Source organism: Sphingomonas jinjuensis, assembly GCF_014197105.1.
In the GTDB taxonomy this organism is placed as follows: Bacteria; Pseudomonadota; Alphaproteobacteria; order Sphingomonadales; family Sphingomonadaceae; genus Sphingomonas; species Sphingomonas jinjuensis.
In genome coordinates, this window is record NZ_JACIEV010000004.1 from 328,853 (window position 1) to 353,842 (window position 24,990).

General features: G+C 68.8%; 17 protein-coding genes. 11 read left to right on the forward strand and 6 right to left on the reverse strand.

The features are described from left to right. Positions 1 to 54: 54 nt before the first annotated feature. Complete coding sequence (locus tag GGQ80_RS09100) at positions 55 to 2,277, reverse strand: alpha-galactosidase (protein WP_183983941.1); 2,223 nt, start codon at positions 2,275 to 2,277, stop codon at positions 55 to 57. Between the two features lie 163 nt (positions 2,278 to 2,440). On the opposite strand from GGQ80_RS09100, the gene GGQ80_RS09105 reads away from it, so the two are divergent. From GGQ80_RS09105 to aqpZ, 5 genes are all read left to right on the forward strand, one after another. Then, positions 2,441 to 2,662 carry a hypothetical protein gene (locus tag GGQ80_RS09105; protein ID WP_183983943.1) on the forward strand — a complete coding sequence of 74 codons (222 nt, stop codon included), beginning with the start codon at positions 2,441 to 2,443 and terminating at the stop codon, positions 2,660 to 2,662. A 121-nt stretch (positions 2,663 to 2,783) separates the two neighbouring features. After that, complete coding sequence (locus GGQ80_RS09110) at positions 2,784 to 5,930, forward strand: TRCF domain-containing protein (RefSeq protein ID WP_183983945.1); 3,147 nt, start codon at positions 2,784 to 2,786, stop codon at positions 5,928 to 5,930. Between the two features lie 181 nt (positions 5,931 to 6,111). Then, positions 6,112 to 7,665 (forward strand): methyl-accepting chemotaxis protein, encoded by a 1,554-nt coding sequence (locus GGQ80_RS09115; protein ID WP_221364285.1) that lies wholly within the window; start codon positions 6,112 to 6,114, stop codon positions 7,663 to 7,665. 98 nt (positions 7,666 to 7,763) lie between these two features. Beyond that, positions 7,764 to 8,048, forward strand: a complete 285-nt coding sequence (locus tag GGQ80_RS09120; protein WP_183983949.1) for a CsbD family protein — start codon at positions 7,764 to 7,766, stop codon at positions 8,046 to 8,048. A 110-nt stretch (positions 8,049 to 8,158) separates the two neighbouring features. Then, entirely contained in the window at positions 8,159 to 8,971 is an 813-nt protein-coding gene (aqpZ, locus tag GGQ80_RS09125; protein ID WP_183983951.1) for an aquaporin Z, read from the forward strand. Between the two features lie 74 nt (positions 8,972 to 9,045). On the opposite strand, the gene GGQ80_RS09130 is transcribed toward aqpZ, so the two are convergent. From GGQ80_RS09130 to GGQ80_RS09135, 3 genes are all read right to left on the reverse strand, one after another. Beyond that, complete coding sequence (locus tag GGQ80_RS09130) at positions 9,046 to 9,948, reverse strand: CE1 family esterase (protein ID WP_183983953.1); 903 nt, start codon at positions 9,946 to 9,948, stop codon at positions 9,046 to 9,048. 105 nt (positions 9,949 to 10,053) lie between these two features. Then, a complete protein-coding gene (locus GGQ80_RS18300) occupies positions 10,054 to 10,332 on the reverse strand; it encodes a hypothetical protein (protein ID WP_221364286.1) in 279 nt (92 codons plus the stop codon). A gap of 25 nt (positions 10,333 to 10,357) precedes the next feature. Further along, positions 10,358 to 11,248, reverse strand: coding sequence for an SDR family NAD(P)-dependent oxidoreductase (locus GGQ80_RS09135; protein ID WP_183983955.1), 891 nt, complete (start codon positions 11,246 to 11,248; stop codon positions 10,358 to 10,360). Between the two features lie 139 nt (positions 11,249 to 11,387). On the opposite strand from GGQ80_RS09135, the gene GGQ80_RS09140 reads away from it, so the two are divergent. From GGQ80_RS09140 to GGQ80_RS09155, 4 genes are read left to right on the forward strand one after another with little or no spacing between them, the layout of a single operon-like run. Then, on the forward strand, positions 11,388 to 12,683 hold the full coding sequence (locus GGQ80_RS09140; RefSeq protein ID WP_343050975.1) for a spinster family MFS transporter: 1,296 nt from the start codon (positions 11,388 to 11,390) through the stop codon (positions 12,681 to 12,683). Beyond that, a complete protein-coding gene (locus GGQ80_RS09145; protein ID WP_183983957.1) occupies positions 12,680 to 14,275 on the forward strand; it encodes a carboxylesterase/lipase family protein in 1,596 nt (531 codons plus the stop codon). Before GGQ80_RS09140 ends, GGQ80_RS09145 begins: the two co-directional genes overlap by 4 nt. A gap of 60 nt (positions 14,276 to 14,335) precedes the next feature. Then, complete coding sequence (locus GGQ80_RS09150) at positions 14,336 to 15,607, forward strand: Hsp70 family protein (RefSeq protein ID WP_183983959.1); 1,272 nt, start codon at positions 14,336 to 14,338, stop codon at positions 15,605 to 15,607. Positions 15,608 to 15,653: 46 nt separating this feature from the next. Next, the gene (locus tag GGQ80_RS09155) at positions 15,654 to 17,201 is read left to right on the forward strand and encodes a phospholipase D-like domain-containing protein (protein ID WP_183983961.1); all 1,548 of its coding nucleotides are present in this window, start codon (positions 15,654 to 15,656) and stop codon (positions 17,199 to 17,201) included. Positions 17,202 to 17,214: 13 nt separating this feature from the next. Here GGQ80_RS09155 and GGQ80_RS09160 read toward each other — a convergent pair whose 3' ends face one another. Next, a complete protein-coding gene (locus GGQ80_RS09160) occupies positions 17,215 to 20,796 on the reverse strand; it encodes an ABC transporter permease/M1 family aminopeptidase (protein WP_183983963.1) in 3,582 nt (1,193 codons plus the stop codon). A gap of 11 nt (positions 20,797 to 20,807) precedes the next feature. Next, positions 20,808 to 21,737, reverse strand: coding sequence for an ABC transporter ATP-binding protein (locus GGQ80_RS09165; RefSeq protein ID WP_221364287.1), 930 nt, complete (start codon positions 21,735 to 21,737; stop codon positions 20,808 to 20,810). Between the two features lie 70 nt (positions 21,738 to 21,807). Between GGQ80_RS09165 and GGQ80_RS09170 the strand changes: the two genes are divergently transcribed. Next, complete coding sequence (locus tag GGQ80_RS09170; protein ID WP_183983965.1) at positions 21,808 to 23,136, forward strand: M24 family metallopeptidase; 1,329 nt, start codon at positions 21,808 to 21,810, stop codon at positions 23,134 to 23,136. Positions 23,137 to 23,191: 55 nt separating this feature from the next. Continuing rightward, positions 23,192 to 24,988 carry a DUF885 domain-containing protein gene (locus tag GGQ80_RS09175; RefSeq protein ID WP_183983967.1) on the forward strand — a complete coding sequence of 599 codons (1,797 nt, stop codon included), beginning with the start codon at positions 23,192 to 23,194 and terminating at the stop codon, positions 24,986 to 24,988. Positions 24,989 to 24,990 lie beyond the last annotated feature (2 nt).

Genomic DNA, 24,990 nt, shown 5'->3' on the forward strand with positions numbered 1-24,990 from the left:
TTTTATCATTATGTCATATATTTTTTGAAGCGCTCCGGCGGTCGCTTGGGCGGCTCAACCACGCGTCAAGATGAAGCCCACGCCGACGAAATCGCCGCGCAGCGTTACGTCGACGCCGTGGTTCATCCAATAGGCCCCCGTCGCGCGCGCCGGGATCGTCGCCGGCAGCGGCGTACCCTCCATCGTCTCGATCCGGTAATAGGCGTCGGGGTCGAGCCCGGTCAGCGCGATCGTCGGCATCACGTCGAGCTTGTGGGTCGATCCGACCAGCGTGAACAGCGCCGCCTGGCTCTTGTCGGGCGCAACGTACAGGTTGGTCCAGCGCGGATCGGCGTCGCTCTCGCGGTTCAGGCGATACAGCTGCCCCTGCTGCACCGTCTCGCGGATCCGCTTGTACGAAGCGACATAATATTTCCCGAGCGCGAAGTCGGTCGCCTGCCACTTGTTCAGATTGGTGCCGATGCCGAGGCCACCCTGCATCGCCGACAGGAAGCGGAACGGCAGCGTCGTCTGCCGACCGTTGACCCAGTTGGGACTATCGGTAACCCACGCCATCATCGTCGCCGGCGCATAGGCCTGGGTATAGCCGTCCTGGATCAGCAGCCGGTCATAGGGGTCGGTATTATCAGACGGCCACATTTCGTCGGTGCGCGCCATGATGCCCAGGTCGACGCGCCCGCCGCCGCCCGAGCAGCTCTCGATCTCGACATTGGGGTGCCGCTTGCGCAGCTCGTCGATGATCCAATACAGGTTGCGCACATAGGCGACGTAGATGTTCTGCTGCTCGCCCACCTCCGCATCGGGCCAGCCGGGTTCGGACCAGTTGCGGTTATAGTCCCATTTTAGAAACGCGATGTCGTTCTGCGTCAGCAGGTCGTCGAGCACCTTGAGCAGGTGATCGCGCACGTCGGTCCGCGCCAGGTTCAGCACCAGCTGGTTGCGCCCCTCGGTCCGCGGCCGGCCCTTGAACTGCATCGCCCAGTCGGGATGCGCGCGGAACAGGTCGCTGTCGGCGTTGACCATCTCCGGCTCGACCCACAGGCCGAAATCCATCTTCAGCGACTTCACCTTGTCGATCAGCGGCTTCAGCCCGTTGGGGAATTTGGTCGGGTTGACCTGCCAGTCGCCCAGCCCGGCCTTGTCGTTGTTGCGCGCCCCGAACCAGCCGTCGTCCATCACGAAGCGCTCGACGCCCAGGCTCGCCGCCTTTTCGGCGAGCGCCATCTGCTCGGCCTCGTTGACCTTGAATTCGGTCGCTTCCCAGCTGTTGTACAGCACCGGGCGCAGCGGCAGCTTGCCGCCGCGCCTGGGCAGGATGCGCTCGCGCTCGAACCGATGGAACAGCCGCGACGCGCCGCCGCGCCCCTCGTCGGAATAGCCGATGTAGAAGGTCGGCGTGTCCAGCGTCTCGCCCGGGCGCAGGCGATAGGCGAAGTCGAACGGGTTGAACCCGCCGACGATGCGGATGCGCCCGGTCACGTCCTGGTCGAACGACATCCGCCACGATCCGCTCCACGCCAGCGCACCGATCCACGCCGGGCCGCTCTCCTCGGTCGTGGTGGCGCGGGTGATCTGGAACCAAGGATTATTTTGGCTGCCCGTCGACCCGCGGCGGCTCTCCAGCACGGTCGCGCCGGCGCGCAGCGGCCGGTCCTGCAACGTCCACTCCGCCGCCCAGCGCCCGGTCGAATAATGCAGGCGATAGTCGTACGCGACCGGCAGCGTCACGCCCGCGCCCGCCGCCTGGTCGACGCGCACGTCGGTCGCCCCGCGATTCTCGACCACCGACGACCGCGCGATCACCCCTGTCGCGCGGTCGATGCGATAGATCAGCGTCACGAACAGCGGCCGGTCGAGGTCGCTCAGCGTCACCCGGATCTCATCGCCCGACACCTGATGGCTGCGATAATAGAGGACGAGATCGCGGTTGCCGTCGGGCCAGGTCACCTTCAGCGCCGGCTCCGAATACAGCCCGCCGCCCTGCCCGGCATATTCCTGCGGCACGACGTTGGCGGTGACGTCGAAGCCGCTCATCCCGCTCAGTTCGGGCGCGGCGAGCGGCGCGCGATCGGGCAGGCGCTTGCCCCAATAGACCGATTGGAGGATCCCCGCCGCGTTGATCTTGAACGCATAGGTCACCTCGCCGCCGTCGAGCCTGAACATCTTATTCGCGGCATCGTAACTCGCCTCGGCCAGCGCCTCGGTCGAGGAAAAGAGCGAGGCGATCGCCCCGAGCGGAAGGAGCAGCGCCGCGCGCCGGATCGATGACTTGGCCATGGACGACGACGATAATAATGTCATATATTTTAGCAAGCGCTGCCAAACGCTTTTGTCATGCCCACGTCAGCGCGGCTTCACCGGCACCGCGCTATCGCCCGTGATGCCACTTCATCTTTGGCCGGACCCGGAGGCGTATCGGTCCGTAGCGAGGAGACATGCGATGCGTTTGAATAAGCTCGGCTCGGCAGCGGCGCTGGCGCTCATGCTCGCGGCGTCGCCATCCTATGCCGCAGGTTGCCTGAAGGGCGCCGCGGTAGGCGGCGTCGGCGGCCATTTCGTTGGTCGGGGTCATGCGGTCGCCGGCGCCGCCATCGGCTGCGCGGTCGGCCACCACCGCGCCAAAGTCGCCGCCCGCGAGCAGGCAAGGGCTGCGAAGAAATAGCTCCTTTTCAATCCTCCCCCGCCAAGGGGAGGATCAAAGAGCTTTAACCTCCCTCAACCGGTCGGAACACTCTCCGCGCCGACGCGCTCTCGCATCCTATCATCGCGAGACAGCTTCCCTGATGCAAGACACGACAGCGCCGGCCGATCCCGTCCTCTCGATCGGCGAAACGGCCGCCGCGCTCGCCGAATGCCTCGCCAAGCACAGCCTGTTCTACGCCGCGTCCGACGACGTCCGCGCCGAGGGCATTGCGCGCGCGCTCCATTCGCTTGCCCCGGATGACGTGATCGTCTTCTGCCCGGGCAGCGATGCCCTCCCCGGGGACGCCGCCCCCGCCTCGCCCGTCAACGTCGGCCAGCGCGTGTCCGCACTCCGCCAGCTCCGCCTCGCCCGCGAGGCGAAGACCAAGCGCCGCGTCGCCTGCATCACCACCGGCGAAGCGCTTGCCCGCGCCTATCCGCCCCCCGCCGCCTTCGGCGCCGAACCGCCCTGCATCGCGGTCGGCGCCCCCCTCGACGGCGCCGCGATGCTCGCCGAGCTGGAAGCGATCGGCTACATCGCCGACGAGCGCGTCGACGAACCCGGCGAGGTCGCATGGCGCGGCCAGGTGCTCGACGTCTTCCCCGCCGACGCCCCCCAGCCGCTGCGCGTCGAGATCGCCGACGGCAAGGTCGTCGGCTTGCGCACCTACGACCCCGCCGACCAGCGCACGACCAGCGAGTGCGAGCGGCGCGAACTCGGCCGCGTGTCGGAACCGCCGCTCGGCGACGACCGCACGACGCTGCTCGACCATTGCACCGACGCCTGCGTCATCGTCGAACCCGCCGCCGAGGATCGACGTCGCCGCTTCCTCGCGCTCACCGCCGACACCGGCAAGCGCGCGCCGCACCGCGCCGTGCGGGAGATCGTCGACGACACGGCATGGCGCGCTGCCCTCGCCGACCGCGACACCACGACACTCGACCGCGCGGGCGATCCCCCGCCGCGCTTCGTCGAGAAGAAGCGCCCGGTGCGTGCCTTCACCGACCTCGCCCGCACGGCACTTGCCGATGGCGACCGCGTCGTCCTGCTCGGCGGCGAGCGCGACCTGCGCTTCCTGTCGCACCGCATCGCCAAGGCGCTCGACCGGGCCATCGATCCTGCGGCCGACTGGCGGTCCGCGGTCAAGGCGAAGAAGGCCAGCCTGCTGTCGCTTCCCCTCGCGATCGACCGCGGCTTCCGCCGTCCCGGCATCCTTGCCGTCGCCGCCGCAGACCTACTCGGCAGTCGCGCCGAGCGTGACGACGTCGGCCCGACCTATGCCGACACCGCCGCCTTCGACCTTGGCGAGATCCGGGTCGGCGACGTCGTCGTTCACGAGGATCACGGCATCGGCGTCGTCGCGGGGCTTGAGCCGATCGACGATCAGGGCGGCGACGCGATCCGCCTGACCTATGCCAAGGACGCCAAGCGTCTTGTCCCCGTCGCGGAGGCCGACCGGCTGTGGCGCTACGGCGCCGATGCCGACGCGGTGACGCTCGACCGCCTCGACGGATCGAGCTGGCAGAACCGCCGCGGCGAGATCGCCGCCGCCATCGCCGAAAGCGCGCGCGGGCTCACCGCCATCGCTGCCGAGCGCGACGCGCGCACCGCGCCGAAACTCGCTCCCGATACCGCCGCCTACGAACGCTTCGCCGCCGGCTTCCCCTTCACCGAAACCGCCGATCAGGCCAAGGCGATCGAAGCGGTCCGAACCGACCTTGCCTCGGGCAAGCCGATGGACCGTCTTGTCGTCGGCGACGTCGGCTATGGCAAGACCGAGGTCGCGCTACGCGCCGCCGCCGTCGCCGCGCTGGCCGGCCACCAGGTCGCGATCGCCGCCCCCACCACCGTCCTCGCGCGCCAGCACCTCGAAAGCTTCACGCGCCGTTTCGCGGACACCGGGATCGAAGTCGCCGGCCTGTCGCGCCTGTCCTCCGCGGCGGAGAAGCGCCGGGTGAAGGCGGGGCTGAAGGACGGCAGCATCGGCGTCGTCGTCGGCACCGGCGCCGTCGCGGCGAAGGGCATCGCCTACAAGGACCTGGCCCTCGTCGTCATCGACGAGGAACAGCGGTTCGGCGCCGCCGACAAGGGCCGGCTGCGCGACCTGTCGGCGGGGCACGTCCTGACGCTCTCGGCCACCCCGATCCCCCGCACCTTGCAGACCGCACTCGTCGGCCTTCAGCAGCTGTCGATCATCGCCACGCCGCCCGCACGCCGCCAGCCGATCCGCACCGCGGTCGGCGCGTTCGACGACGCCATCGTCCGTGCCGCGCTGCTGCGCGAGAAGAGCCGCGGCGGACAGAGCTTCGTCGTCGTGCCCCGCATCGAGGACATGGCGCCGCTGGCGGTGAAGCTTGGCAAGCTCGTCCCCGAACTCGATCTGCTCCAGGCACATGGCAAGATGCCCGCCGCCGACATCGACGAGGCGATGGTCCGCTTCGGCAACGGCGACGGCGACGTGCTGCTCGCGACCAACATCATCGAGGCGGGGCTCGACGTGCCGCGCGCCAACACCATGGTGATCTGGCGCGCGGACCGCTTCGGCCTGTCGCAGCTCCACCAGCTGCGCGGGCGGGTCGGGCGCGGCAGCCGGCGCGGCCAGGTGCTGCTGATGACCCAGCCCGATCACGAGATCGCGCCGCGCACCCTGAAGCGGCTGCGCACCTTGGAGGCGTTCGACCGCCTCGGCGCCGGCTTTGCGATCAGTGCGCGCGATCTCGACATGCGCGGCGCCGGCGACCTGCTCGGCGAGACGCAGGCCGGCCACATGAAGCTGATCGGCGTCGACCTTTACCAGCAGCTGCTCGAAGCCGCGCTGCGCGAGGCGCGGGGCGAGCATGTCGAACGCTGGACGCCCGAACTGCACCTCGGCATCGAAGGCCGCATTCCCGAAAGCTGGGTGCCCGACGAGGAGCTCCGCGTCACCCTCTATACCCGCCTCGCCCGGCTAGCGGACGACGACGCGCTCGATCGCTTCGCCGACGAGCTGGAGGACCGCTTCGGCCCCCTCCCACCCGAAGCCGCGACGCTGATCGCCGTCTCGCGCGTCCGGGCCGCCGCCAAGACCGCCGGGATCGTGCGGATCGATGCCGGCCCCGCCGCCATCGCCATCACGCCGCGCCGCGGCACCGACGACCTTGCCGAGCGGCTGGGGCTGGAAGCGAACGGCGACCGCCTGCTGCTCCGTGAGCGGATCGAGGATCCGGCAGCGCGGCTGGACCGGCTGGTGGCGCTGCTCGACGCTTGACCGCTCCGGGGGCGCTCACTGCCGACGGCGCCGGCCTGTGTACGACTATCGGGTCGACGTCGGCTGGTGCTGACGATCTTTAACACATGTTGCTATTTTAACGGCTCGTTAGGCATACGCTGGCATTTCGGCGTTCATGGGCAAATCGCCAAAGCTTCTGATCTTGCGCTTCATGCACCGGATGGAGCTTAGCCACGACGGCCGCGGACTGCCGACGGCGCTGGTTTCGGCTCAGCTCCGGGCAGCGCGGAAAAGCTATCCGCAGATGTTCTGCTTCACGATCATCACCGGCTCGCTGGTGATGATGCAGTCGCGGCGTCTTGACCTGACGGCGCCCTTCTTCTGTCTTCTCGTCGCCATAGCGGTCTATTCGCTGAAGGTCTGGCGAGAGGACAAGCGCCGCGACTGGGCAGTGGACGATGCCCAATCGGTCATCCTTCACCAAGCCGCCATGGCGTTCGCGACGGCCGTCGCCTGGAACCTGTTGCTCGGCTTCTCCTTCATCGAGAGTCGCCCCGAAGAACGCATCCTGATCTGCGGGATCATCGCCGGCGTGATGGCGGTCGGCGCGCTCAACATCGCGGCGCTACCCGTCGCCAGCATGATGTTCCTCGTCGGCGCGATGGTCGTGACCACGCCGATCGTCTTTCTCACCGGCCTGCCCCTCACGACCTTCCTGCTGATCTGCATCTTCGTCGCGATGCTCGCCAAGGCAGTGATGTCGCAGGCGCGGCTCTTTTCGGAAAGCTATCACGCCGGCCTCGACCTTCTCGATTCGGCCCGCCAGCGCGAAGCAGCCGATACCGCACGGCTCCAGGAGCGCGCCCGTGCCGAGATTTCCGAGGCGCGCGTGCTTCAGGAGGCACAGGCCCAGACCAACGAACTGCGCCGCGCCGAGATGATCGCGCTCGCCGAACGCTTCGAAGCGTCGCTGGGCGAGGCGGTGAAGGCGCTCGGCGAAGCGGCGCGCGACACCAGCGACTGCGCCACCACACTCGCCGCGAGCAGCGCCGCCCAGGCCGATCAGACCGGCGCGATCGTCGCCGCCGCCGCACGGACCAGCCACACCGCCTCGTCGATGCACGTCACCGCCAACCGCTTGTCGAGTTCGGCGGGCGAGGTCGCACAGCGCGTTGCCCTCCAGGCGGAGGCGACCAGCAGCGTCGCCGAGGACGCGCAGGAAGCTGAGACGGTGATCGCCGCGCTGATCGCCGATGCCAACGAGGTCGGCCAGGTCGTCGCGATGATCTCGGCCATCGCCGGACAGACCAACCTACTCGCGCTCAATGCCGCGATCGAGGCGGCCCGCGCCGGCGAAATGGGGCTCGGCTTCTCCACCGTGGCCAACGAAGTGAAATCGCTCGCCGTCCAGACCAAGACCGCAACACGCGTCATTGAGGACATGATCGTCGCGATGCAGCGGCGCGTCGAGATGGCGGCCGAGAAGATGGGCGGCATCCTGACCCGCATCGGCGACGTGTCGAACGCCGCCGCCGGCATCCGCGCCGCCGCCGACGAACAGACCGAGGTCGCCGTCACCATCTCGCGCGATGCCCGCAACGCGGCCTCCGACAACGAGCGGCTGCACATCGGCGTCGAAGGTGCGGCGCTTGCCTCCGACGCCTGCAAACGCCTCGCCGCCGACATGGCCGCCGCCACCGCCGCGATGGCCGAACGGGCCGAAGGGCTGAGCCGCGGCGCCCATTACTTCGTCGTCGAACTACGCGCCGCGTGAAGTACTAGTCGCGGAACCTTGATCCTCGTCAATCGATAACGTCGCGTCGACCGGGCTGGTGCCCGGCCCACCATTCGATCGTAACGAGGAGATTATCGATGAACACCGACACCCTGACCGGCAATGCGACCGACATCGGCGGCAAGATCAAGGACGGCATCGGCGATGCGCTGGGCGACAAGAAGCTCCAGTCCGAGGGCAAGGCCGACCAGCTCGAAGGCAAGACGCAGAAGGTTTACGGCGAAGCCCGTGATTTCGTCGAAGATTCCGTGCGTCCGATCGTCGACTACGCGCGCCAGTTCGCACGTGAGCGCCCGTTCGCCGCAGCGGCGCTGGGCGGCGTCCTCGGCATCGCGCTGATCAACACTCTGCGCGGCAAGTAAGCCGCGTCGTCCCGCGACGGCGACGCCTTTGGCGTCGCTGTCGCAGCACCCCCTTTTCTTTCGACATGCCTGCGTCCTACGCTGTCCCGATCTAGGGGAGGGGTATTTTCATGACTGATGTTATCGCCCGGCCGCGTCCTGCGGCTGTCGCCCGACGCTTGGCCGCCGAAGTGATCGGCACCTTTTGGCTGGTACTCGGCGGCTGCGGTGCCGCCGTCGTGTCGGCGGGCGCCGCGCTGCCCGGCAGCATCGGCATGGCCGGCGTCGCGCTCGCCTTCGGCCTCACCGTCTTCACCATGGCGTTCGCGGTCGGCTTTATCTCGGGCGGCCATTTTAATCCCGCCGTCAGCATCGGCCTCACCGTCGCGGGCCGCTTCTCGGCGCGCGACCTGCCCGGGTATATCGGCGCCCAGCTCGTCGGCGGCATTGCCGCGGCTGCCGTTCTGGCCTTTATCGCCAGCGGCCATCCCGGTTTCGACATCGTCGGCAGCGGCTTCGCGGCCAATGGCTATGGCGAGCATTCGCCGGCCAATTATTCGATGGCGAGCGCCTTCGTTGCCGAAGCGCTGCTCACCGCGATCTTCCTGATCGTCATCCTCGGCGCGACCGACGAGCGGTCGCCGACCCCGTTCGCCCCGCTCGCGATCGGCCTCGCGCTGACGCTCATCCACCTCGTCTCGATCCCGATCACCAACACCTCGGTCAATCCGGCCCGCAGCACCGGCCCGGCCTTGTTCGTCGGCGGCTGGGCGATCTCGCAGCTGTGGCTGTTCTGGGTCGCACCGATCGGCGGCGCCGCCGTCGCCGGGCTGCTCGGCCGCTGGCTGTTCGCCCACGAGACCCACGATCAGTCGCCTGGTCCGATCGGCGACACCCCGGTCGAGCTGATGGTCGAGGAGGACCGCGCTTCCGGCCTACGCTGACCGGTCCCGACTTCGTCAGCTAGCGCATGGCGGCCCACCGGGGCCGCCATGTCGCGTCGGCCGGTGTGAATCCGTCACGGCCGGAACAAATGCGCCCACATATAGGCGGCGACATCGACATGCCCCGCCGATCCGTCGTCGGTGTAAAGGTCGTGGACCCCACCGGCGACCGTCACCAGCCCCGCCGTCTTGCCGCCGTTGCACGCCGTATAGCTCTGGTCGCGCGACGCGCCCGGCAATTGCGTCGCCTGGACCGCCGACGAGCAGCCCAAGATGCCCTTCCACGCCGCCAGGCTCTGCAACGCCCCCTGCCAGCCGAGCGGCACGCCCAACACCTCGCGCGGCAGCACGGTGCCGCCACCGTCATAGGGGATGGTCGTGTCCGCGGTGCCGTGGAACGCCAGCACCGCGACGGGGCGTGACGGCCGGCAACTGTTGGTGTTCAGCGGATGCGCGACCGGCGCGATCGCGGTCACCAGGTCCGCGGCCTCGCACGCCATCCGCTGCGTGAGCCCGCCGCCGTTAGACCATCCGGTGACATAGACCTTGGCCGCATCGACGTTCGCCCGCGCCGACAGCTGGCCGATCACCGCGCGCAGGAAACCAACATCGTCGATCTTCAAGTCATAGGCGGTGGTGCAGCAGCCATTGCCGTTCCAGCTGTTGGCGATCCCCTGCGGCCACACCACGATGAAGCCCAGCCGATCCGATTGCTCGCGCTGCCCCGATCGCTTCATCTGGTCGTCGTTGGTCAGCGCATGGCCATGGATGTCGAGCAGCAACGCCACCGGTGCCTGCCCCGAATAGCGCTGCGGCACATGCACGCGGTATAGCCGCAGATACCCGCCCGACATCATCGAAAGATCATAGTCGCCGGGCGCCAGGCAGTCGCGCTGGCACGGCGCCCCCATCGCCGGCGGCGCCAACGTCCCCAGCCCGAGCAGCAACAGGATACGAACGACAAGACGAAGCATCATCACTCTCCTCCTTTTATCTTTCTCATTCCTCCCCCTGAGGGGGAGGGGGACCGCGCCCGCAGGGCGTGGTGGAGGGGTAATCGCGGCAAGCGACGCGGCCCGTGGCTACCCCTCCACCACCGCTGCCTGATGGTCCCCCTCCCCTTGCAGGGGAGGATTTGTCGGCAGCGGCGCCAATCCCGGCGGATTCACCAGTTCAGGGGGTAATGGCGGATCGACGAATGCCTTGCGCTCCGCATGCCGAAGCGGCGGCGCCGTGGTCGCGACCGGGCTCGGCGCAGCGGACGGCGCAGCGACGACCATCGCCCGGCCACCCCGCACCGCCACCGCCTCATCGCGTGGGTTCTCCGGCGCACGCGAGCACCCCGCCAGCATCAGGCTCACCACCAGGGCGGGCCCGCCGCGCATATCAGCCGACCACCGCGACATCGGCGGGCAATCCGGCCGCCGCCAGTTCGCGTTCGGCCTGGAAGAAGCCGTAACCGGGCACCATCTCGCCGTTGCGCCGCGTTACCGCCGCCATCTGGCCGAGCAGCCGCTCGCCGGCATCCGCACCGCCGCCGATCTGCACGCCTTCGGTCAGCGTCACATGCGCCGCCGCGACATGGCCAGCGCCCGCGCACAGGATCGTGCGCGTCGGCGCGTCGTCGGCGACCAGCGGCAGCAGCGCCGGGCTGACCATCTCGGGTGCCAGCAGCGCCAGGCTGTCCTCGCTCAGCACGCCATGCGTCATCTGCGTCGCCGCGGTCGGCGCCAGGCAGTTGACGCGAATCCCGTACTTCTCGCCCTCGATGCCCAGCGTCTGCATCAGCCCGACCAGCGCCATCTTTGCCGCGCCATAGTTCGCCTGCCCGAAGTTGCCGTACAGCCCGGACGACGAGGTGGTCATCACGATCCGGCCGAACCCCTGCGCGCGCATCGTCTCCCACACCGCCTTGGTACAGATCGCTGCGCCGATCAGATGGACGTCGACCACGGTGCGGAAGTCGGCGATCGACATCTTGGCGAAGCTCTTGTCGCGCAGGATGCCGGCATTGTTGATGAGGATGTCGACCCGCCCCCAGCGATCGAGCGTCTGCGCGACCATCGCCTCGACGCCCGCCTCGTCGGTCACCGATGCCGCCACCGCCATCGCCTGGCTACCGACGGCGACGATCTCGTCGGCCACCGCGCCCGCCGCCTCGATCGACAGGTCGTTGACGACCACCGCCGCCCCCTGCCGCGCCAGGAACAGCGCATGCGCCCGCCCCAGCCCGCCGCCCGCACCCGTGACCAGCGCGACTCGACCCTTCAGCTGCATATATCCTCCTCCGGTCCGAACATTCATTTTCGTATGAGGATCCAAATATCAGAACATTCATCCTTACGATAGTGATTGTTGACAGCGCTCGGTGGCCGCATCATCATCGCTGGCAACGATAAAGAAGGAGAGGGGACGGGTGGCCAGCATCGCCGGGCACGTGGTCGAGGAGGCGCGCGGGGTGACCCGCCGGCGCGAGCGTATCGTGCTCGCGACGCTGACCTTCGTCTACGTCATCAACTTTCTCGATCGCCAGCTCCTCGGCATCCTCGCCAAGCCGATCCAGGATTCGCTCCACGTCACCGACGGCCAGCTCGGCCTGATCGGCGGTCTCTACTTCGCCTTCTTCTACTGCTTCATCGCGGTGCCGATCGGCTATCTGGCGGATCGCACCAACCGCACCAGCATCGTCGCACTGGCGTGCGCGATTTGGAGCGCGGCGACGATCGCCTGCGGCCTCGCGCGCACCTATCCGCAGCTGGTCGTCGCGCGGATGATGGTCGGCTTCGGCGAGGCGGGGGGCGTGCCGCCGTCCTATGCGATCATCACCGACACCTTCCCGCCGGGCCGCCGCGGCATGGCGTTCGGCATCTACAATCTCGGCCCGCCGATCGGCGCCGCGCTCGGCATCGCCTTCGGTGCCAGCATCGCCGCCGCCTTCGACTGGCGCCACGCGTTCATCGCGATCGGCATCGTCGGCATCGTCACCGCGCTCGCCGTCAAGCTGCTGGTGAAGGAGCCCGAACGCGGCGCGCTCGATCCGGCACCGGCCGGTGGCCGCACGACCGCCCGCGCACCCTTCTGGGGCACGCTGCGCATGTTCTTCACCCACCCCGTCCTGATGCTCGCCGCGCTCGGCAGCGGCGCCACCCAGTTCGTCACCTACGGTCTCGGCAACTTCGCGGTGCTGTTCCTGATGCGGGAAAAGGGCATGACGCTGGCCGACGTCGCTGTCTGGTATGCGATCGCCGTCGGCGTCGGCATGAGCGCCGGGATGATCGTGTCGGGCAAGGTCATCGACCGCTTCACCCGTCGATCGCGCGCCGTCTATGCCATCGCCCCCGCGGTGTCGCTGGCGGTCGCGCTGCCCTTCTACGTCGGCTTCGTCGCCGCGCCCGGCTGGCCGCTCGCGCTCGCGCTGCTGACCGTCGCGATGCTGTTCAACTACGTCTATCTCTCCTGCTCGGTCGCGCTGGTGCAGGAAGAGGTGCGGCCCGACCAACGCGTGCTGTCGGGCGCGCTGTTGCTGCTGGTGATGAACTTCATCGGCCTTGGCCTGGGGCCGACCTATGTCGGCGCGGCGAGCGACTGGTTCGCCGCGCGCGGCACGCCGCATGCGCTTCAGGTCGCGCTCTACACGCTCTCGCCCTTCTACCTCGTCGCGATCGCGCTTTTCCTCCTCCTCGCCCGTCGCCTGCGAAAGACCGCGGCATGACCCTGATCCGCGCCCTTCTTCTGGCGTCCCTCGCCACCCCCGCCGCCGCCCAGACGCTCGTCGATGCCCCCGCCGGGCGCGTCACCGGCATCGCCCAGGGCAAGCTCGCGGTCTTCAAGGGCATTCCCTACGCCCAAGCTCCCGTCGGCGAACGCCGCTGGCGCGCGCCGCAGCCGCTGCCACGCTGGGCCGGCACCCGCCCCGCCACCGACTTCGGCCCCGCCTGCATCCAGCCGAGCGTCCCCGCCACCTCGGTCTACGCGCCGACCACCCCGCTGCCGACCAGCGAGGATTGCCTGTCGCTCAACATCTGGGCACCCCGGCAGGCGAAGCGGGCACCCGTCCTCGTCTGGATCCACGGCGGCGCGCTGCTGACCGGTTCCTCGCGCGAGGCGCTCTACGACGGCCGGCACCTCGCCGACCGCGGCCTCGTCGTCGTGTCGATCAACTATCGCCTCGGCGCGCTCGGCTATCTTGCCCACCCCGCGCTCAGCGCCGAGGATCCCCGCCACGTCTCGGGCAACTACGGGCTGCTCGACCAGGTCGCCGCGCTCGCCTGGGTCAGGCGCAACATCGCCGCCTTCGGGGGCGATCCCGCCAACGTCACGATTGCCGGCGAGTCCGCGGGCGCGCTCAGCGCCACCTATCTGATGGTCACGCCCGCCGCGCGCCCGCTGTTCCGCCGCGCCATCGTGCAGAGCGGCTATCTCGTCACCACCCCGGCGCTCCGCACCGCCGCCTTCGGCCTGCCGCCGGCCGAAGCGATCGGCGCCCGTGCGCTACCCGCCGGCGACGCCGCGACGCTACGCCGGATGGACGCGCAGACGCTGACCAACGGCGCCGCCGCGGCGGGCTTCCTGCCCTTCGCCAACGTCGACGGCGTCGTCCTGCCCGAACAGCCCGTCGTCGCCTTCGACGCTGGCCACCAGGCGAAGGTGCCGGTCCTCGCCGGCTTCAACCAGGGCGAGATCCGCTCGCTCCGCGTCCTCGCGGCGCAACCGCCTGCCAGCGCCGAGGCCTATGAGCAGGGCATCCGCGCCCGCTACGGCGACATGGCCGACGCCTTTCTGCGCCTCTATCCCGCCGTAACCTATCGGGAGAGCATCCTCCTCACCCCACGCGATGCTTTATATGGCTGGACCAGCGAACGCCTCGTGCGCAGCCAGACCGCCGCCGGCCGCCCAAGCTACCTCTACCTATGGGATCACGGCTATCCCGCGATGGACGACGCCAACCTCCACGCCTTCCACGCCAGCGAACTGCCCTTCACCTTCGGCACGCTGTCGCTGACCGGCCCCAACTGGCCCAAGGTCCCCGATACCCCCGACGAGCGCCGCCTGTCCAACGCGATGCTCGACTATTGGACCAGCTTCGCCGCCACCGGCACGCCGCGCACCGCCGGCGGTCCGGCCTGGCCCGCCTTCGACGCGACCCTCCCGATCATGCACTTTACGGCTGCACCGCGCGTCGAGCCCAGCCTGCTCGCCGGCATGTATGATTTCAACGAGGCGGTCGTCCGCCGACGCCGCGCCGCCGGCACGATACCCTGGAACTGGAACGTCGGCCTCAACGCACCGCTCCCCACCCCATGACCTGATCGACGCCCGCTCCTATAGGCGTCCGCTCGTCAGCGAATCAGGAGCGCCGCCGCCATGACCGATCGCCGCGTGCTCGGGCTCGATTTCGGCACCACCAACACCGTCGCCGCGACCGCCGACGCACTGATCCCGCTCGACGGCGCCGCCGACGGCGTATTCCGCACCGCGCTGTGCTTCTGGCACGACGAGGACGTCCGCGGCGGCCTCGCGGTCGAGGCGGGGCCGGCGGCGATCCGCGAATATCTGGAATTTCCCAGCGACAGCCGCTTCATCCAGTCGTTCAAGTCGGTCGCCGCCAGCGCCTCGTTCGACACCGCGCCGGTGTTCGAGAAGCGCTACCGCTTCGAAGACCTCGGCCGCCTGTTCCTCGACAAGCTGCGCAGCCATGCCGCTGGCGCGCTCGACCGGCTCGATCGCGTCGTCGTCGGCCGCCCCGTCACCTATGCCGGCAGCCGCCCCGACGAGGCGATCGCGCGCCAGCGCTACGACGCGATGTTCGCTGGCTTCGCGCGCGACGTGCATTACGTCTACGAACCGCTCGCCGCCGCCTATGGCTTTGCCGCGCAGCTTGAGCAGCCCGCCACCCTGCTCGTCGCCGATTTCGGCGGCGGCACCAGCGACTTCTCGGTCGTCCGCGTTGACGCTCCCGGCGCCGCCCAGCGCTGCACGCCGATGGGCCATGCCGGCATCGGCCTGGCCGGCGACCGTTTCGATGCGCGCATCGTCGACAAGCTCGTGCTGCCGTTCCTCGGCAAGGGCGGCGACTATCGCTCGTTCGACAAGGTGCTGGAAATTCCACCGGGCTATTTCGCCGATGTCGCCGACTGGTCGAAGCTCGCACTGATGCGCAACCGCCGCACCCTCGCCGAGCTCGACCGGCTGAAGAAGAGCGCGCTCGATCCCGAGGCAATCGGCCGGATGATCGCGCTGATCGACAACGAGCTGGGCTTCCCCCTCTACGACGCGGTCAGCAAGCTGAAGCGTGCGCTCACCACCGGCAAGGGCGCCCATTTCGCCTTCCACGGCGCCGGCGTCGATATCGAGGCCGACGTCACCCGCGCCGAGTTCGAGGGCTGGATCGCCGACGACGTCCAGCGCATCGCCGCGACGCTCGACCGCGCCCTCGCCACCGCAGGCGTCGACGATGGCCGGATCGACCGCATCTTCCTGACCGGCGGCACCTCGCTCGTCCCCGCCGTTCGCCGCCTGTTCACCGATCGCTTCGGCGCCGAGCGCATCGTCTCCGGCGGCGAGCTGACCTCGATCGCGCACGGCCTGGCACTGATCGCCGGCGAAGACGACGTCACCGCCTGGACGGCGTCGTAACCCTTTGACGATAGCCGCCGCCGCTCAAGTGAGTTAGCGACGCCCCATGGCGTCTGACACCCTGCTCGAAACCGGTCGCAACTGCTGGCGGATCGAACGCGCCACGCGCGCGCGCGTCATCATCGATGCCGATGACTATTTCCGCATCGCCCGCGCCGCCATGCTGACCGCAAAGAAGCAGATCCTGCTCGTCGGTTGGGATTTCGACGCGCGCATCCGCTTCGGCGGCGATGTCGACGACGGCGCGCCGATCGAGATCGGCCGCTTCATCAGCTGGCTGGTGAAGCGGACGCCGGGGCTTCAGGTCCATATCCTCCGCTGGGATACCGGCGCGATCAAGACGCTTGCGCACGGCCGCACGCTGCTGCGCATCGCCAAGTGGATCGCCGACCCGCAGGTCCACCTGCGCCTCGACGGTCATCACCCGCCGGCAGGATCGCATCACCAGAAGGTCGTCGTGATCGACGACGCGGTCGCCTTCTGCGGCGGGATCGACATGACCGTCGACCGCTGGGACACGCGCGACCACGACGACGACGCCCCCCGTCGCGTCGAGCCCGACGGCACGCCCTACGGCCCCTGGCACGACGCGACGACGCTGCTCGAGGGCCCCGCCGCGCGCGCGCTCGGCGACATGTGCCGCGGGCGTTGGCAGCTGTCGGGCGGCGACGAGCTGCCCGCCATCGACGACGTCGACAGCAGCTGGCCCACCGACGTCGCCGCCGACTTCACCGACGTCGAGGTCGGCATCGCGCTCACCGTCCCCGAAATGGCCGGCCAGGATCCGCGCCACGAGGTCGAGGCACTCTATATCGACCTGATCGCCCGGACGAAGAAGCTGTTCTACGCCGAGAGCCAGTATTTCGCCTCGCGCAAGGTCGCCGAGGCGATCGGCAAGCGCCTGCGCGAACCCGACGGCCCCGAATTCGTCATCGTCCATCCGGTGACCGCGCAGGGCTGGCTAGAACCGCTGGCGATGGACACGGCACGCGCCCGGCTGGTCGAGGCGCTGCGCGACCAGGACCCGCACCATCGCCTGCGCCTCTACAACCCCTACACCGCCGGCGGGACGCCGATCTACGTCCATGCCAAGGTGACGATCGTCGACGACACGATCCTTCGGGTCGGCTCGTCGAACTTCAACAATCGTTCGCTTCGCCTCGACACCGAATGCGACATCGTCATCGATGCCGAGCGCGGTGGCAATGCCGACGAACGCCAGACCATCACCGCGATCCGCGACGGCCTGCTCGCCGAGCATCTGGGCGTCGACGTTGCCACGGTGGCGGCGACGATCGCGGAGACGCGCTCGCTGATCGAGACGGTCGAGCGACTGCGCGGCGACGGCCGGTCGCTACGCCCTTACGAGGTGCCCGAGCTCGACGCCGTCCAGGCATGGCTCGCCGACAACAAGATCCTCGATCCCGAAGGCCCCGGCGAGATGTTCGAGGCGCTGTCCGCGCGCACCCCGCTGCTCGCACGCCTTCGCCCCCATCGCCCACGAACCAAGGCGGGCAAAGCGGTAACGACCGGTGCCGGCATCGCCGCCGCGACGCTCGCCGCCGGCCTGTGGTGGAGCCGCCGTCGCCGCTGACGACGGCGCCCCGTCACTCCGTGACGGTGGTGACGTTGTCGTCCGAATTGCGATCGATCCGCGTGTTGTACGGATCGGCGCCCGCGAACGCCGGCTTGGCCGCCGTGTCCAGCACCACCGTCTGCTTCCCCGACCGGATCGGCAGCCGCTTCAGCGCCAGCACGTCCTTCGCCGCGAACGTGCCGCGGCCCGGCATCGCCGCGAACGCGCCGAACTCCGCCGTCTCGGTCATCGGCGCCTCGCGCTCGTTGCCGCGACCGTCGGCATACAGCTTGTGCGCCTCGACCGTCAGCGTCGTGCGATACCGCCCATTCGCCAGCCGGCTCACCGTCGCGCCGGTCGTCTTGATGTCGTACAGCGTGATGCGTTCGAACAGGTCGGTGATCAGCGCATTCTCCGCCGGGGTTGCCCCGCGCCGGAATTCGGCGATCAGGTCCAGGCTGCGCGGATAGGGCGGGCCGGTGAAGCGGAAGCGCTGGTCGTACCGCTTCAGCGCCGCATTGACCCGCGCCTCGCCCAGCTCGTCCTTCAGCCGGTACATCGCCAGGCTGCCCTTGCGATAATGGATGTACTGCTGGTTCTCGACCCTGGCGAGCGGCAGCTCCTCGATCACCTCGCCGCCGCGGCTGCGCAGGTATCGATCCAGCTCATACTTCAGGAACCGGCGGATCTGGTCGCGCCCGTACAGATGCTCCATCACCATCAGCGCCGAATATTGCGCGAGCGTCTCGATCCCCATCGTCGCGCCCTGGTTGTCCGACGTGATGACCTGATGCGCCCACCACTGGTGCCCCAGCTCGTGCGCCGCGACATAGCTGACGTAATCGATCTTGTCGGGGTCGGAGAGGTCGGCGATGAAGCCGATCCCTTCGGAATAGGGCATCGTGCCGGCAAAGGCCTGCGCGAACTGCGCATAGTCCGGGAATTCGATGATCCGCGCCGACTTGAACTGGTACGGCCCGAACGCCGGCTGATACAGGTCGAGCCCGTGCGCGAACGCGGCCAGCATCCGGTCGACGTTGGCGCCGTGCTGCGGGTCGTAATACACGACCAAGTCGATGCCGTTGTGCATCCGGTGCTTCTCGGCATAGCGCCCGGCCTGGATGGAATAGAAGTTCAGGATCGGCGCCGCGGTCACGAACCGCGCCGTCCGCCGCCCGTTCGCGGTCGTATCCGCCACCCGCTCGCCCGGCGCGATCGGGGTCTGGTCGGCATCGGTCGACACGGTGATGTCGGTCTTCACCCAATCGACGTGGAAGGCGCTGAAGCGCGTGCCGGCGAGATCCTCCAGCTTCGGCGGGCGCAATTCCGACGGCAGGCCGTATTTGCGGCGCTTGGCGCGGTCCTGCAGCAGCTCCTGCCGGTCCATGCCGATCACCGGCGCGAACTCGCCGTTGTTGACGAAGGTGCCGTTGGCGACGACGCGGCTGTCGTTGCCGCTGTTGGCGAAGCCGCGCTGGCGCCGCTCGGTACGGAAATCGAGCGTCGTCGTCGCACCCGGGGCCAGCGGGGTCGACAGGCGGTAGACACGATACTGGAAGCGCGGGAAATCCTTGGCCACGCTGGCGCCCGGGATCGTGACCGACACCAGCTTCGTCCGGCGATCGCCCAGCCTGACATCGACCCGGTCGAGCGGCCTGCCGGTGCGGTTCACCAGCACCATTCGCCCCGTCGCGGTCAGCCCCGGCTGGTCAGGCCGCAGGTCGACCGCGACCTTCACGGCCTGGACCGACGGCTGCGGCACCTTTTCGAACGGCAGCAGCGTCTTCTCATAGTCGGCGGCGAATTCGTCGTCCGATACCGGGGTGCGATACTCGTTCCAGACGTGGGTGTTGGTGTAGATGAACGCGCCGGTGGCGGCGAACACCGCCAGCGCCACCCCGCCGACGAGGCCGGCCCCGCCCTTCAGCCGCCGCGGCAAGCGCGCCAGCCGTGGCCGCAGCCGCGTCTCGGTCCCGCGCCGCCACAGCGCATGCGCCAGCACGACCAGCACCACCGCGAACGCCGACCAATAGAGGCGCAGCCACCACGCGCCGATCCAGAACCGCCCCTGGCCGTTCATGTCGGACAGCGGCACGCCCGGCCCGGCGCCATAGTTGTACAGCACGTCGCCGAAGCCCAGCTGCCCCAGCGTCGTGCGCGCGACGATGTAGAGCACCATGATGCCCCAGCCGACGAACTTGTGCGGGCTGAGCGCCTGGACGAACACCGCCAGCACCGCGAGCAGCGTATAGTCCACCGTCTCGGGCAGCACGTACCACAGCAGATACTTGCCGATCTCGAAGTGACTATAGCCGTGGAACAGCTGCATCAGCATCGCGCCGAGCACGCTGACGATCAGCGTCGAGAACAGCACCAGCGTCACCGCCAGCACCTTGGGCAGCACGAACGCCCAGTCGGGAATCGCGCTCGCGTCGATGATCTCGTGCGTCTTGCGGTCGCGCTCGCGCCAGACCAGCTCGCCGGCGTAATAGATCGCGACGATCACCGGGATGATCGAGAAAGACCCCTCCAGCAGCTTGATGACGACGCGCGTCACCGGCAGCACCGGCGTGCCGAACACTTCGCCCAGATCGATCAGCGCCGCCATCGAGTTGAACAGGCCGAGCGCCAGCAGCACCGCATAGGCGGGGCTGCGGAACACTTGCACCATCTCCAGCCGGGTGCGCACCGCCAGCTGCGCCAGCGCCGTCTCGCGATCGTGGCGCGGGCTCGGCAGCGCGCCCGCCCGCCGCACCGTGACCGGCGCCTCGGCGTGCTCGGCCAGCGCTTCCGCCTTGCGCGCCTTCTTCGACGGTTTGGTGGCAAACTGGAACGTCGCATAGGCGATGCCCAGTGCCGCCGCCGATATCGCCAGCGACAGCAGCCGGTTCCACAGCAGGATACCCGCGATCGAGATCGTCATCGCGTTGCGATCGGCCGCGGTCCAATATTTGGTCAGATAGCTCGCCGCGCCGATCCCCAGCGGCTCGCCATAGGCGCCCCACAGTTCATAGGCCGGGTTCTTGTCGAGCACGACGCTCGCCACCGTGAACAGGATCAGGAACGCGACGACGCCGACATAGGTCGCCATCATCGACCGCGTCACCGTCGCCAGCGCGAAGAACAGCGCCGACGTCAGCAGGATGTTGGGCACCGCCAGGAACAGATAGGCCGACAGATAATAGGCCGGGTTGTTCGGCCCCAGCGTCTCGGCGTCGACCCACGGCATCACGCTGCCGACCAGCACGCCCAGCGGCACCGCCAGAAAGCCCATCGCCGCCGCCAGGAACGCGCCGCCGAAGCGGCCGAACAGATACGCGCCCTTGGTGACGCGGGTCGCACGGACGATCGGGCCGAAGCCGGTCTCGTCGTCGCGCACCACCACGTTCGCGACGAACGCGGTCGACACGAACATGTAGAACAGCGTCAGGATCAGCATCATCTGCGCGAGCGCGAACGGCGCGTTCTTGTGGACGTTGCCGCCCGATCCGATCTGGATCTGGTCCACCGTGGTCGCGCCGAACGCGAGCAGGAAGAAGATGACGACCGCGACCCAGAACACCGGGTTGCGCAGCTGATATCGCCATTCGAAGCCGAGGATGCCGGCGAACATGGCCAGCCCCCTCAGGCCGCGCGACGCGAGGCGTCGAGCGTGGAGAAATAGACGTCTTCCAGCCCGCCCTCGACCGGCTCGAACCCGTCGCCCGGCGACCCGTCCGCCATGACGTGGATGATCGTCCGCCCGGCGAACAGCCGCGTCGAGATGACGCGATAGCGTGTCCGATACGCCTCCAGCTCGTCGCGCGGGATCGTCTTCTGCCACACCTGCCCGCGCGTCGCCGCGATCAGTTCGAGCGGCGGTCCTTCCAGCAGGATGCGCCCGCTCGCCAGCACCGCCATCCGCGGACACAGGTCGGCGACGTCCTCGACGATGTGAGTCGACAGGATCACGACGACGTTGTCGCCGATCTCGGCCAGCAGGTTGAGGAAGCGGTTGCGCTCTTCGGGGTCCAGCCCCGCGGTCGGCTCGTCGACGATGATGAGACGGGGGTTGCCGATCAGCGCCTGCGCGATTCCGAACCGCTGGCGCATACCGCCCGAAAAGCCGGCCAGCGCCTTCTTGCGCACCGACCACAGATTGACCTGGTTGAGCAGCGCCTCGACCGTGTCCTTGCGCTCGGCTCGACCGGCGACGCCCTTCAGCACCGCCATATGGTCGAGCATGTCGTAGGCCGACACCCGCGGATAGACGCCGAAATCCTGCGGCAGATAGCCCAGGGTTCGCCGCAGTAGCTCGGGTTGCGCGATCACGTCGATGCCGTCGAACATGATGCTGCCCGACGTCGGCGTCTGCAACGTCGCGATCGTGCGCATCAGCGTCGACTTGCCCGCGCCATTGGGGCCGAGCAGCCCGAACATCCCCGGCGGAATCGTCAGCGTGACGTCGTCGAGCGCCCGCGTGCCGTTGCCATAGACATGAGTCAGCCGTTCGATCTGCAGCACTGGTCGTCCCCCCGACGTAATGACGGGCAGCGTATCAGCCGTGTCACCCATGTAAAGCACTAGTTGCCGGACAAGAACGACACGCCATTGCCGCGGCGCGAGCCGCCTGCGACGATGCCCCATGACCCGCCTCTTCCTCCGCCTCCTCGCCCTGCTCGTCGCGCTGCCTCTGGGCGCCCATGCCCAGACCGCGCCCCGCGCCTATCCGCCGGTCCTCGACATGCGCGCCCGCGCTGCAGTCGAGGATCGCATCTTGAAGGAACGCCTCGACACCGTCGTGCCGGCGATCATGCGCGAACGCGGCGTCGACATGTGGATCCTGGTCGCGCGCGAGAATTTCGAGGATCCGGTGGTGCGCACGATGCTCGACGCGCGCAGCCTGGCGGCGCGGCGGCGCACGATCCTGATCTTCGCCGATCCCGGCGACGGGCGACCGGTCGAGCGGATGACCGTCAGCCGCTACGGCCTCGGCGGCCTGTTCGCGCCAGCCTGGGACCCGTCGGGCGAGCCCGACCAATGGCGCTGCGTGGCGGCGATCGTCCGCGAACGAAACCCGCGGCGGATCGCGGTCAATTCCTCTCGCCTCACCGCCTATGCCGATGGCATGACGCTGTCGGCCTGGGAGGAGCTGACCGGGGCGCTCGGCCCCGACTGGACCCGACGACTGGTCCGCGACGAGGTGCTGCCGGTGCGCTGGCTGGAAACCCGCATCCCCGCCGAAATCGCGCTCTACCCCGACATCGCGCGCCTGTCGCACGCGATCATCGCCGAGGCCTTTTCGCCCGCGGTCATCACGCCCGGCAAGACGACCGCCGACGACGTCGTCTGGTGGATGCGCGACAAGGTGACCGCGCTCGGCCTCTCGACGTGGTTCCACCCCTCGGTCGCGATCAGCCGCCGCGGCGTCGCCACGCCGCTGGAGGGCGATACCGTCATCCAGCCGGGCGATCTCCTCTGGACCGACTTCGGCATCACCTATCTGCGCCTCAACACCGACATGCAGGAAAATGCCTACGTCCTTCGCCCCGGCGAGCGCGAGGCGCCGATGGGCCTGCGCGACGGCCTTGCCGCCAGCAACCGGGTCCAGGACGCGCTGACAGGCAGCTTCCGCACCGGCATCACCGGCAACCAACTGCTCGCCACCGCCCGCGCCGCCGCGATCGCACAAGGGCTGGCGCCGACGATCTATTCGCATCCGATCGGCTATCATGGTCACGGCGCCGGCCCCTCGATCGGCTTCTGGGACAATCAGCAGCCCGATCCGCGCGGGCAGGGTGCGATCCACGCGAACACCGCCTGGTCGATCGAACTCAGCGCCACCCACGCCGTGCCCGAATGGGGCGGCCAGCCGATCGGCTTCAAGACCGAGCAGGACGCCTGGTTCGACGGCAGGCGGGTAACCTATCTCGACGGGCGGCAGACCAGGCTTCACCTGATCCCGTCACCGTGACACGGCCCGGTTCGTCATTTACGGCAGCCACTTAGCCGCGATCACGGGAGAGATCATGCACCGCCGCCACTTCCTCGCCAGCGCCAGCCTTACCGCCGCCGCCACCGCCCTGCCCTCGGTCGCCGACGCCGCCACCCGCGACGCCGATCTGCGCGCGATGCTCGATCGCTTCTTCTACGACCGGCTTCAGGACAGCCCGGAGCAGGCGACCTCGCTCGGCCTCGACACCGGCCAGCGCGTGGCGCTCAAGAGCCGCCTCGACGACACGTCGCGTGCTGGCCAGGCCCGCCAGCTCGCCCGCGCCAAGCGTGAATTGGCGATGCTCCGGTCGATCCCGCGGGAGAGCCTGAGCGACACCGCCAGACTCGACTATGACGTCGTCGCCTATGGCCTCGATCGCGTCATCGCCGGCGAACGCTACACCTACGGCGCCAGCGCCGGCCGCTATGCCCCCTATGTCCTGACCCAGCTGACCGGCGCCTATCGCGACGTTCCCGACTTCCTCGCCAACCAGCATCGCGTCGCCAGCGCCGCCGATGCCGACGCCTATGTCGCCCGCGTCGCCGCCTTCGCGCGCGCGATCGACGCCGAGACCGAGCGCCAGCGCGAGGATGCGGCCAAGGGCGTGTTCGCGCCCGACTATATCCTCGACACCACGCTCAAGCAGCTGGCGGCGGTGCGCGACAAGGCGCCCGAGGCGACCGGCCCCGCCACCGATCTCGCCGCCAAGCTGAAGGCCGCGAACCTGCCGCCCGATCGCGCCACCGCAGTCGCCCGGCTGATGGAAACGAGCGTCTTTCCCGCGCTCGACCGCCAGCGTGCGCTCGTCACCCAGCTGCACGCCCGCGCCGTCCACGACGCCGGCGTCTGGCGGCTGCCCGATGGCGAGGCTTATTACACCGCCGCCGCCAGCGCCGCGACGACCGTCGACATGAGCGGCGACGAAATCCACCGCCTCGGCCTCGCCCAGGTGGCCGAGATCGGCGCGCGGATCGATACGATCCTGAAGGGCCAGGGCATGACCCAGGGCAGCGTCGGCGATCGCCTCGTCGCGCTCAACAAGCGCCCCGATCAGCTTTATCCCAACACCGATCCGGGCCGCGAGGCGCTGCTGAACCAGCTGCGCGCGCAGGTCGCGGCGATGACGAAGCGCCTGCCCGAGCAGTTCGCGATCCTGCCTCGCGCGCCTGTCGAAATCCGCCGCGTGCCGGAAGCGATCCAGGCCGGGGCCCCCGGCGGCTATTACCAGTCCGCCTCGCTCGACGGCACGCGGCCGGCGATCTATTTCATCAACCTGCGCGATACCTTCGATCGGCCGAAGTTCGGCCTTGCGACGCTCAGCTATCACGAGGCGGTGCCCGGCCATCATCTCCAGGTCATGACCGCGCTCGAAAGCGACGACATCCCGCTGATCCGCCGCCGCGGCTTCTATTCGGGCTATTCCGAAGGCTGGGCCCTCTACAGCGAACAGCTGGCGGACGAGATGGGGATGTACGAGGGCGATCCCCTCGGCCAGGTCGGCTATCTTCAGTCGCTATTGTTCCGCGCGACGCGCCTTGTCGTCGATTCCGGCATGCACGCCAAGCGGTGGAGCCGCGAGAAGGCGACCGACTACCTGATCGCCACCACCGGCATCGCGCGCGGCCGCAGCCAGGGCGAGATCGACCGCTACACCGTCTGGCCGGGCCAGGCCTGCAGCTACAAGATCGGTCACACCGTCTGGGTGCGCCTGCGCGACGAGGCGAAGAAGAAGGCCGGCGCTCGCTGGGATCCCAAGGCGTTCCACCGCGTGCTCGCGATGGGTGCGATGCCGCTCAGCGTGCTGGAACGCGTCGCGCGCGAGCGGATGTAGCC

Excerpts from the sequence above, each read along its gene's own strand:
- GGQ80_RS09105 (WP_183983943.1), top strand. The coding sequence starts at position 2,441 with ATGCGTTTGAATAAGCTCGGCTCGGCAGCGGCGCTGGCGCTCATGCTC.
- GGQ80_RS09110 (WP_183983945.1), top strand. The coding sequence starts at position 2,784 with ATGCAAGACACGACAGCGCCGGCCGATCCCGTCCTCTCGATCGGCGAA.
- GGQ80_RS09145 (WP_183983957.1), top strand. The coding sequence starts at position 12,680 with ATGACCCTGATCCGCGCCCTTCTTCTGGCGTCCCTCGCCACCCCCGCC.
- GGQ80_RS09175 (WP_183983967.1), top strand. The coding sequence starts at position 23,192 with ATGCACCGCCGCCACTTCCTCGCCAGCGCCAGCCTTACCGCCGCCGCC.
- GGQ80_RS09160 (WP_183983963.1), bottom strand. The coding sequence starts at position 20,796 with ATGTTCGCCGGCATCCTCGGCTTCGAATGGCGATATCAGCTGCGCAAC.
- GGQ80_RS09135 (WP_183983955.1), bottom strand. The coding sequence starts at position 11,248 with ATGCAGCTGAAGGGTCGAGTCGCGCTGGTCACGGGTGCGGGCGGCGGG.
- GGQ80_RS09100 (WP_183983941.1), bottom strand. The coding sequence starts at position 2,277 with ATGGCCAAGTCATCGATCCGGCGCGCGGCGCTGCTCCTTCCGCTCGGG.
- GGQ80_RS09170 (WP_183983965.1), top strand. The coding sequence starts at position 21,808 with ATGACCCGCCTCTTCCTCCGCCTCCTCGCCCTGCTCGTCGCGCTGCCT.
- aqpZ (WP_183983951.1), top strand. The coding sequence starts at position 8,159 with ATGACTGATGTTATCGCCCGGCCGCGTCCTGCGGCTGTCGCCCGACGC.
- GGQ80_RS09150 (WP_183983959.1), top strand. The coding sequence starts at position 14,336 with ATGACCGATCGCCGCGTGCTCGGGCTCGATTTCGGCACCACCAACACC.
- GGQ80_RS09130 (WP_183983953.1), bottom strand. The coding sequence starts at position 9,948 with ATGATGCTTCGTCTTGTCGTTCGTATCCTGTTGCTGCTCGGGCTGGGG.
- GGQ80_RS09165 (WP_221364287.1), bottom strand. The coding sequence starts at position 21,737 with ATGGGTGACACGGCTGATACGCTGCCCGTCATTACGTCGGGGGGACGA.
- GGQ80_RS09115 (WP_221364285.1), top strand. The coding sequence starts at position 6,112 with ATGGAGCTTAGCCACGACGGCCGCGGACTGCCGACGGCGCTGGTTTCG.
- GGQ80_RS09155 (WP_183983961.1), top strand. The coding sequence starts at position 15,654 with ATGGCGTCTGACACCCTGCTCGAAACCGGTCGCAACTGCTGGCGGATC.
- GGQ80_RS09120 (WP_183983949.1), top strand. The coding sequence starts at position 7,764 with ATGAACACCGACACCCTGACCGGCAATGCGACCGACATCGGCGGCAAG.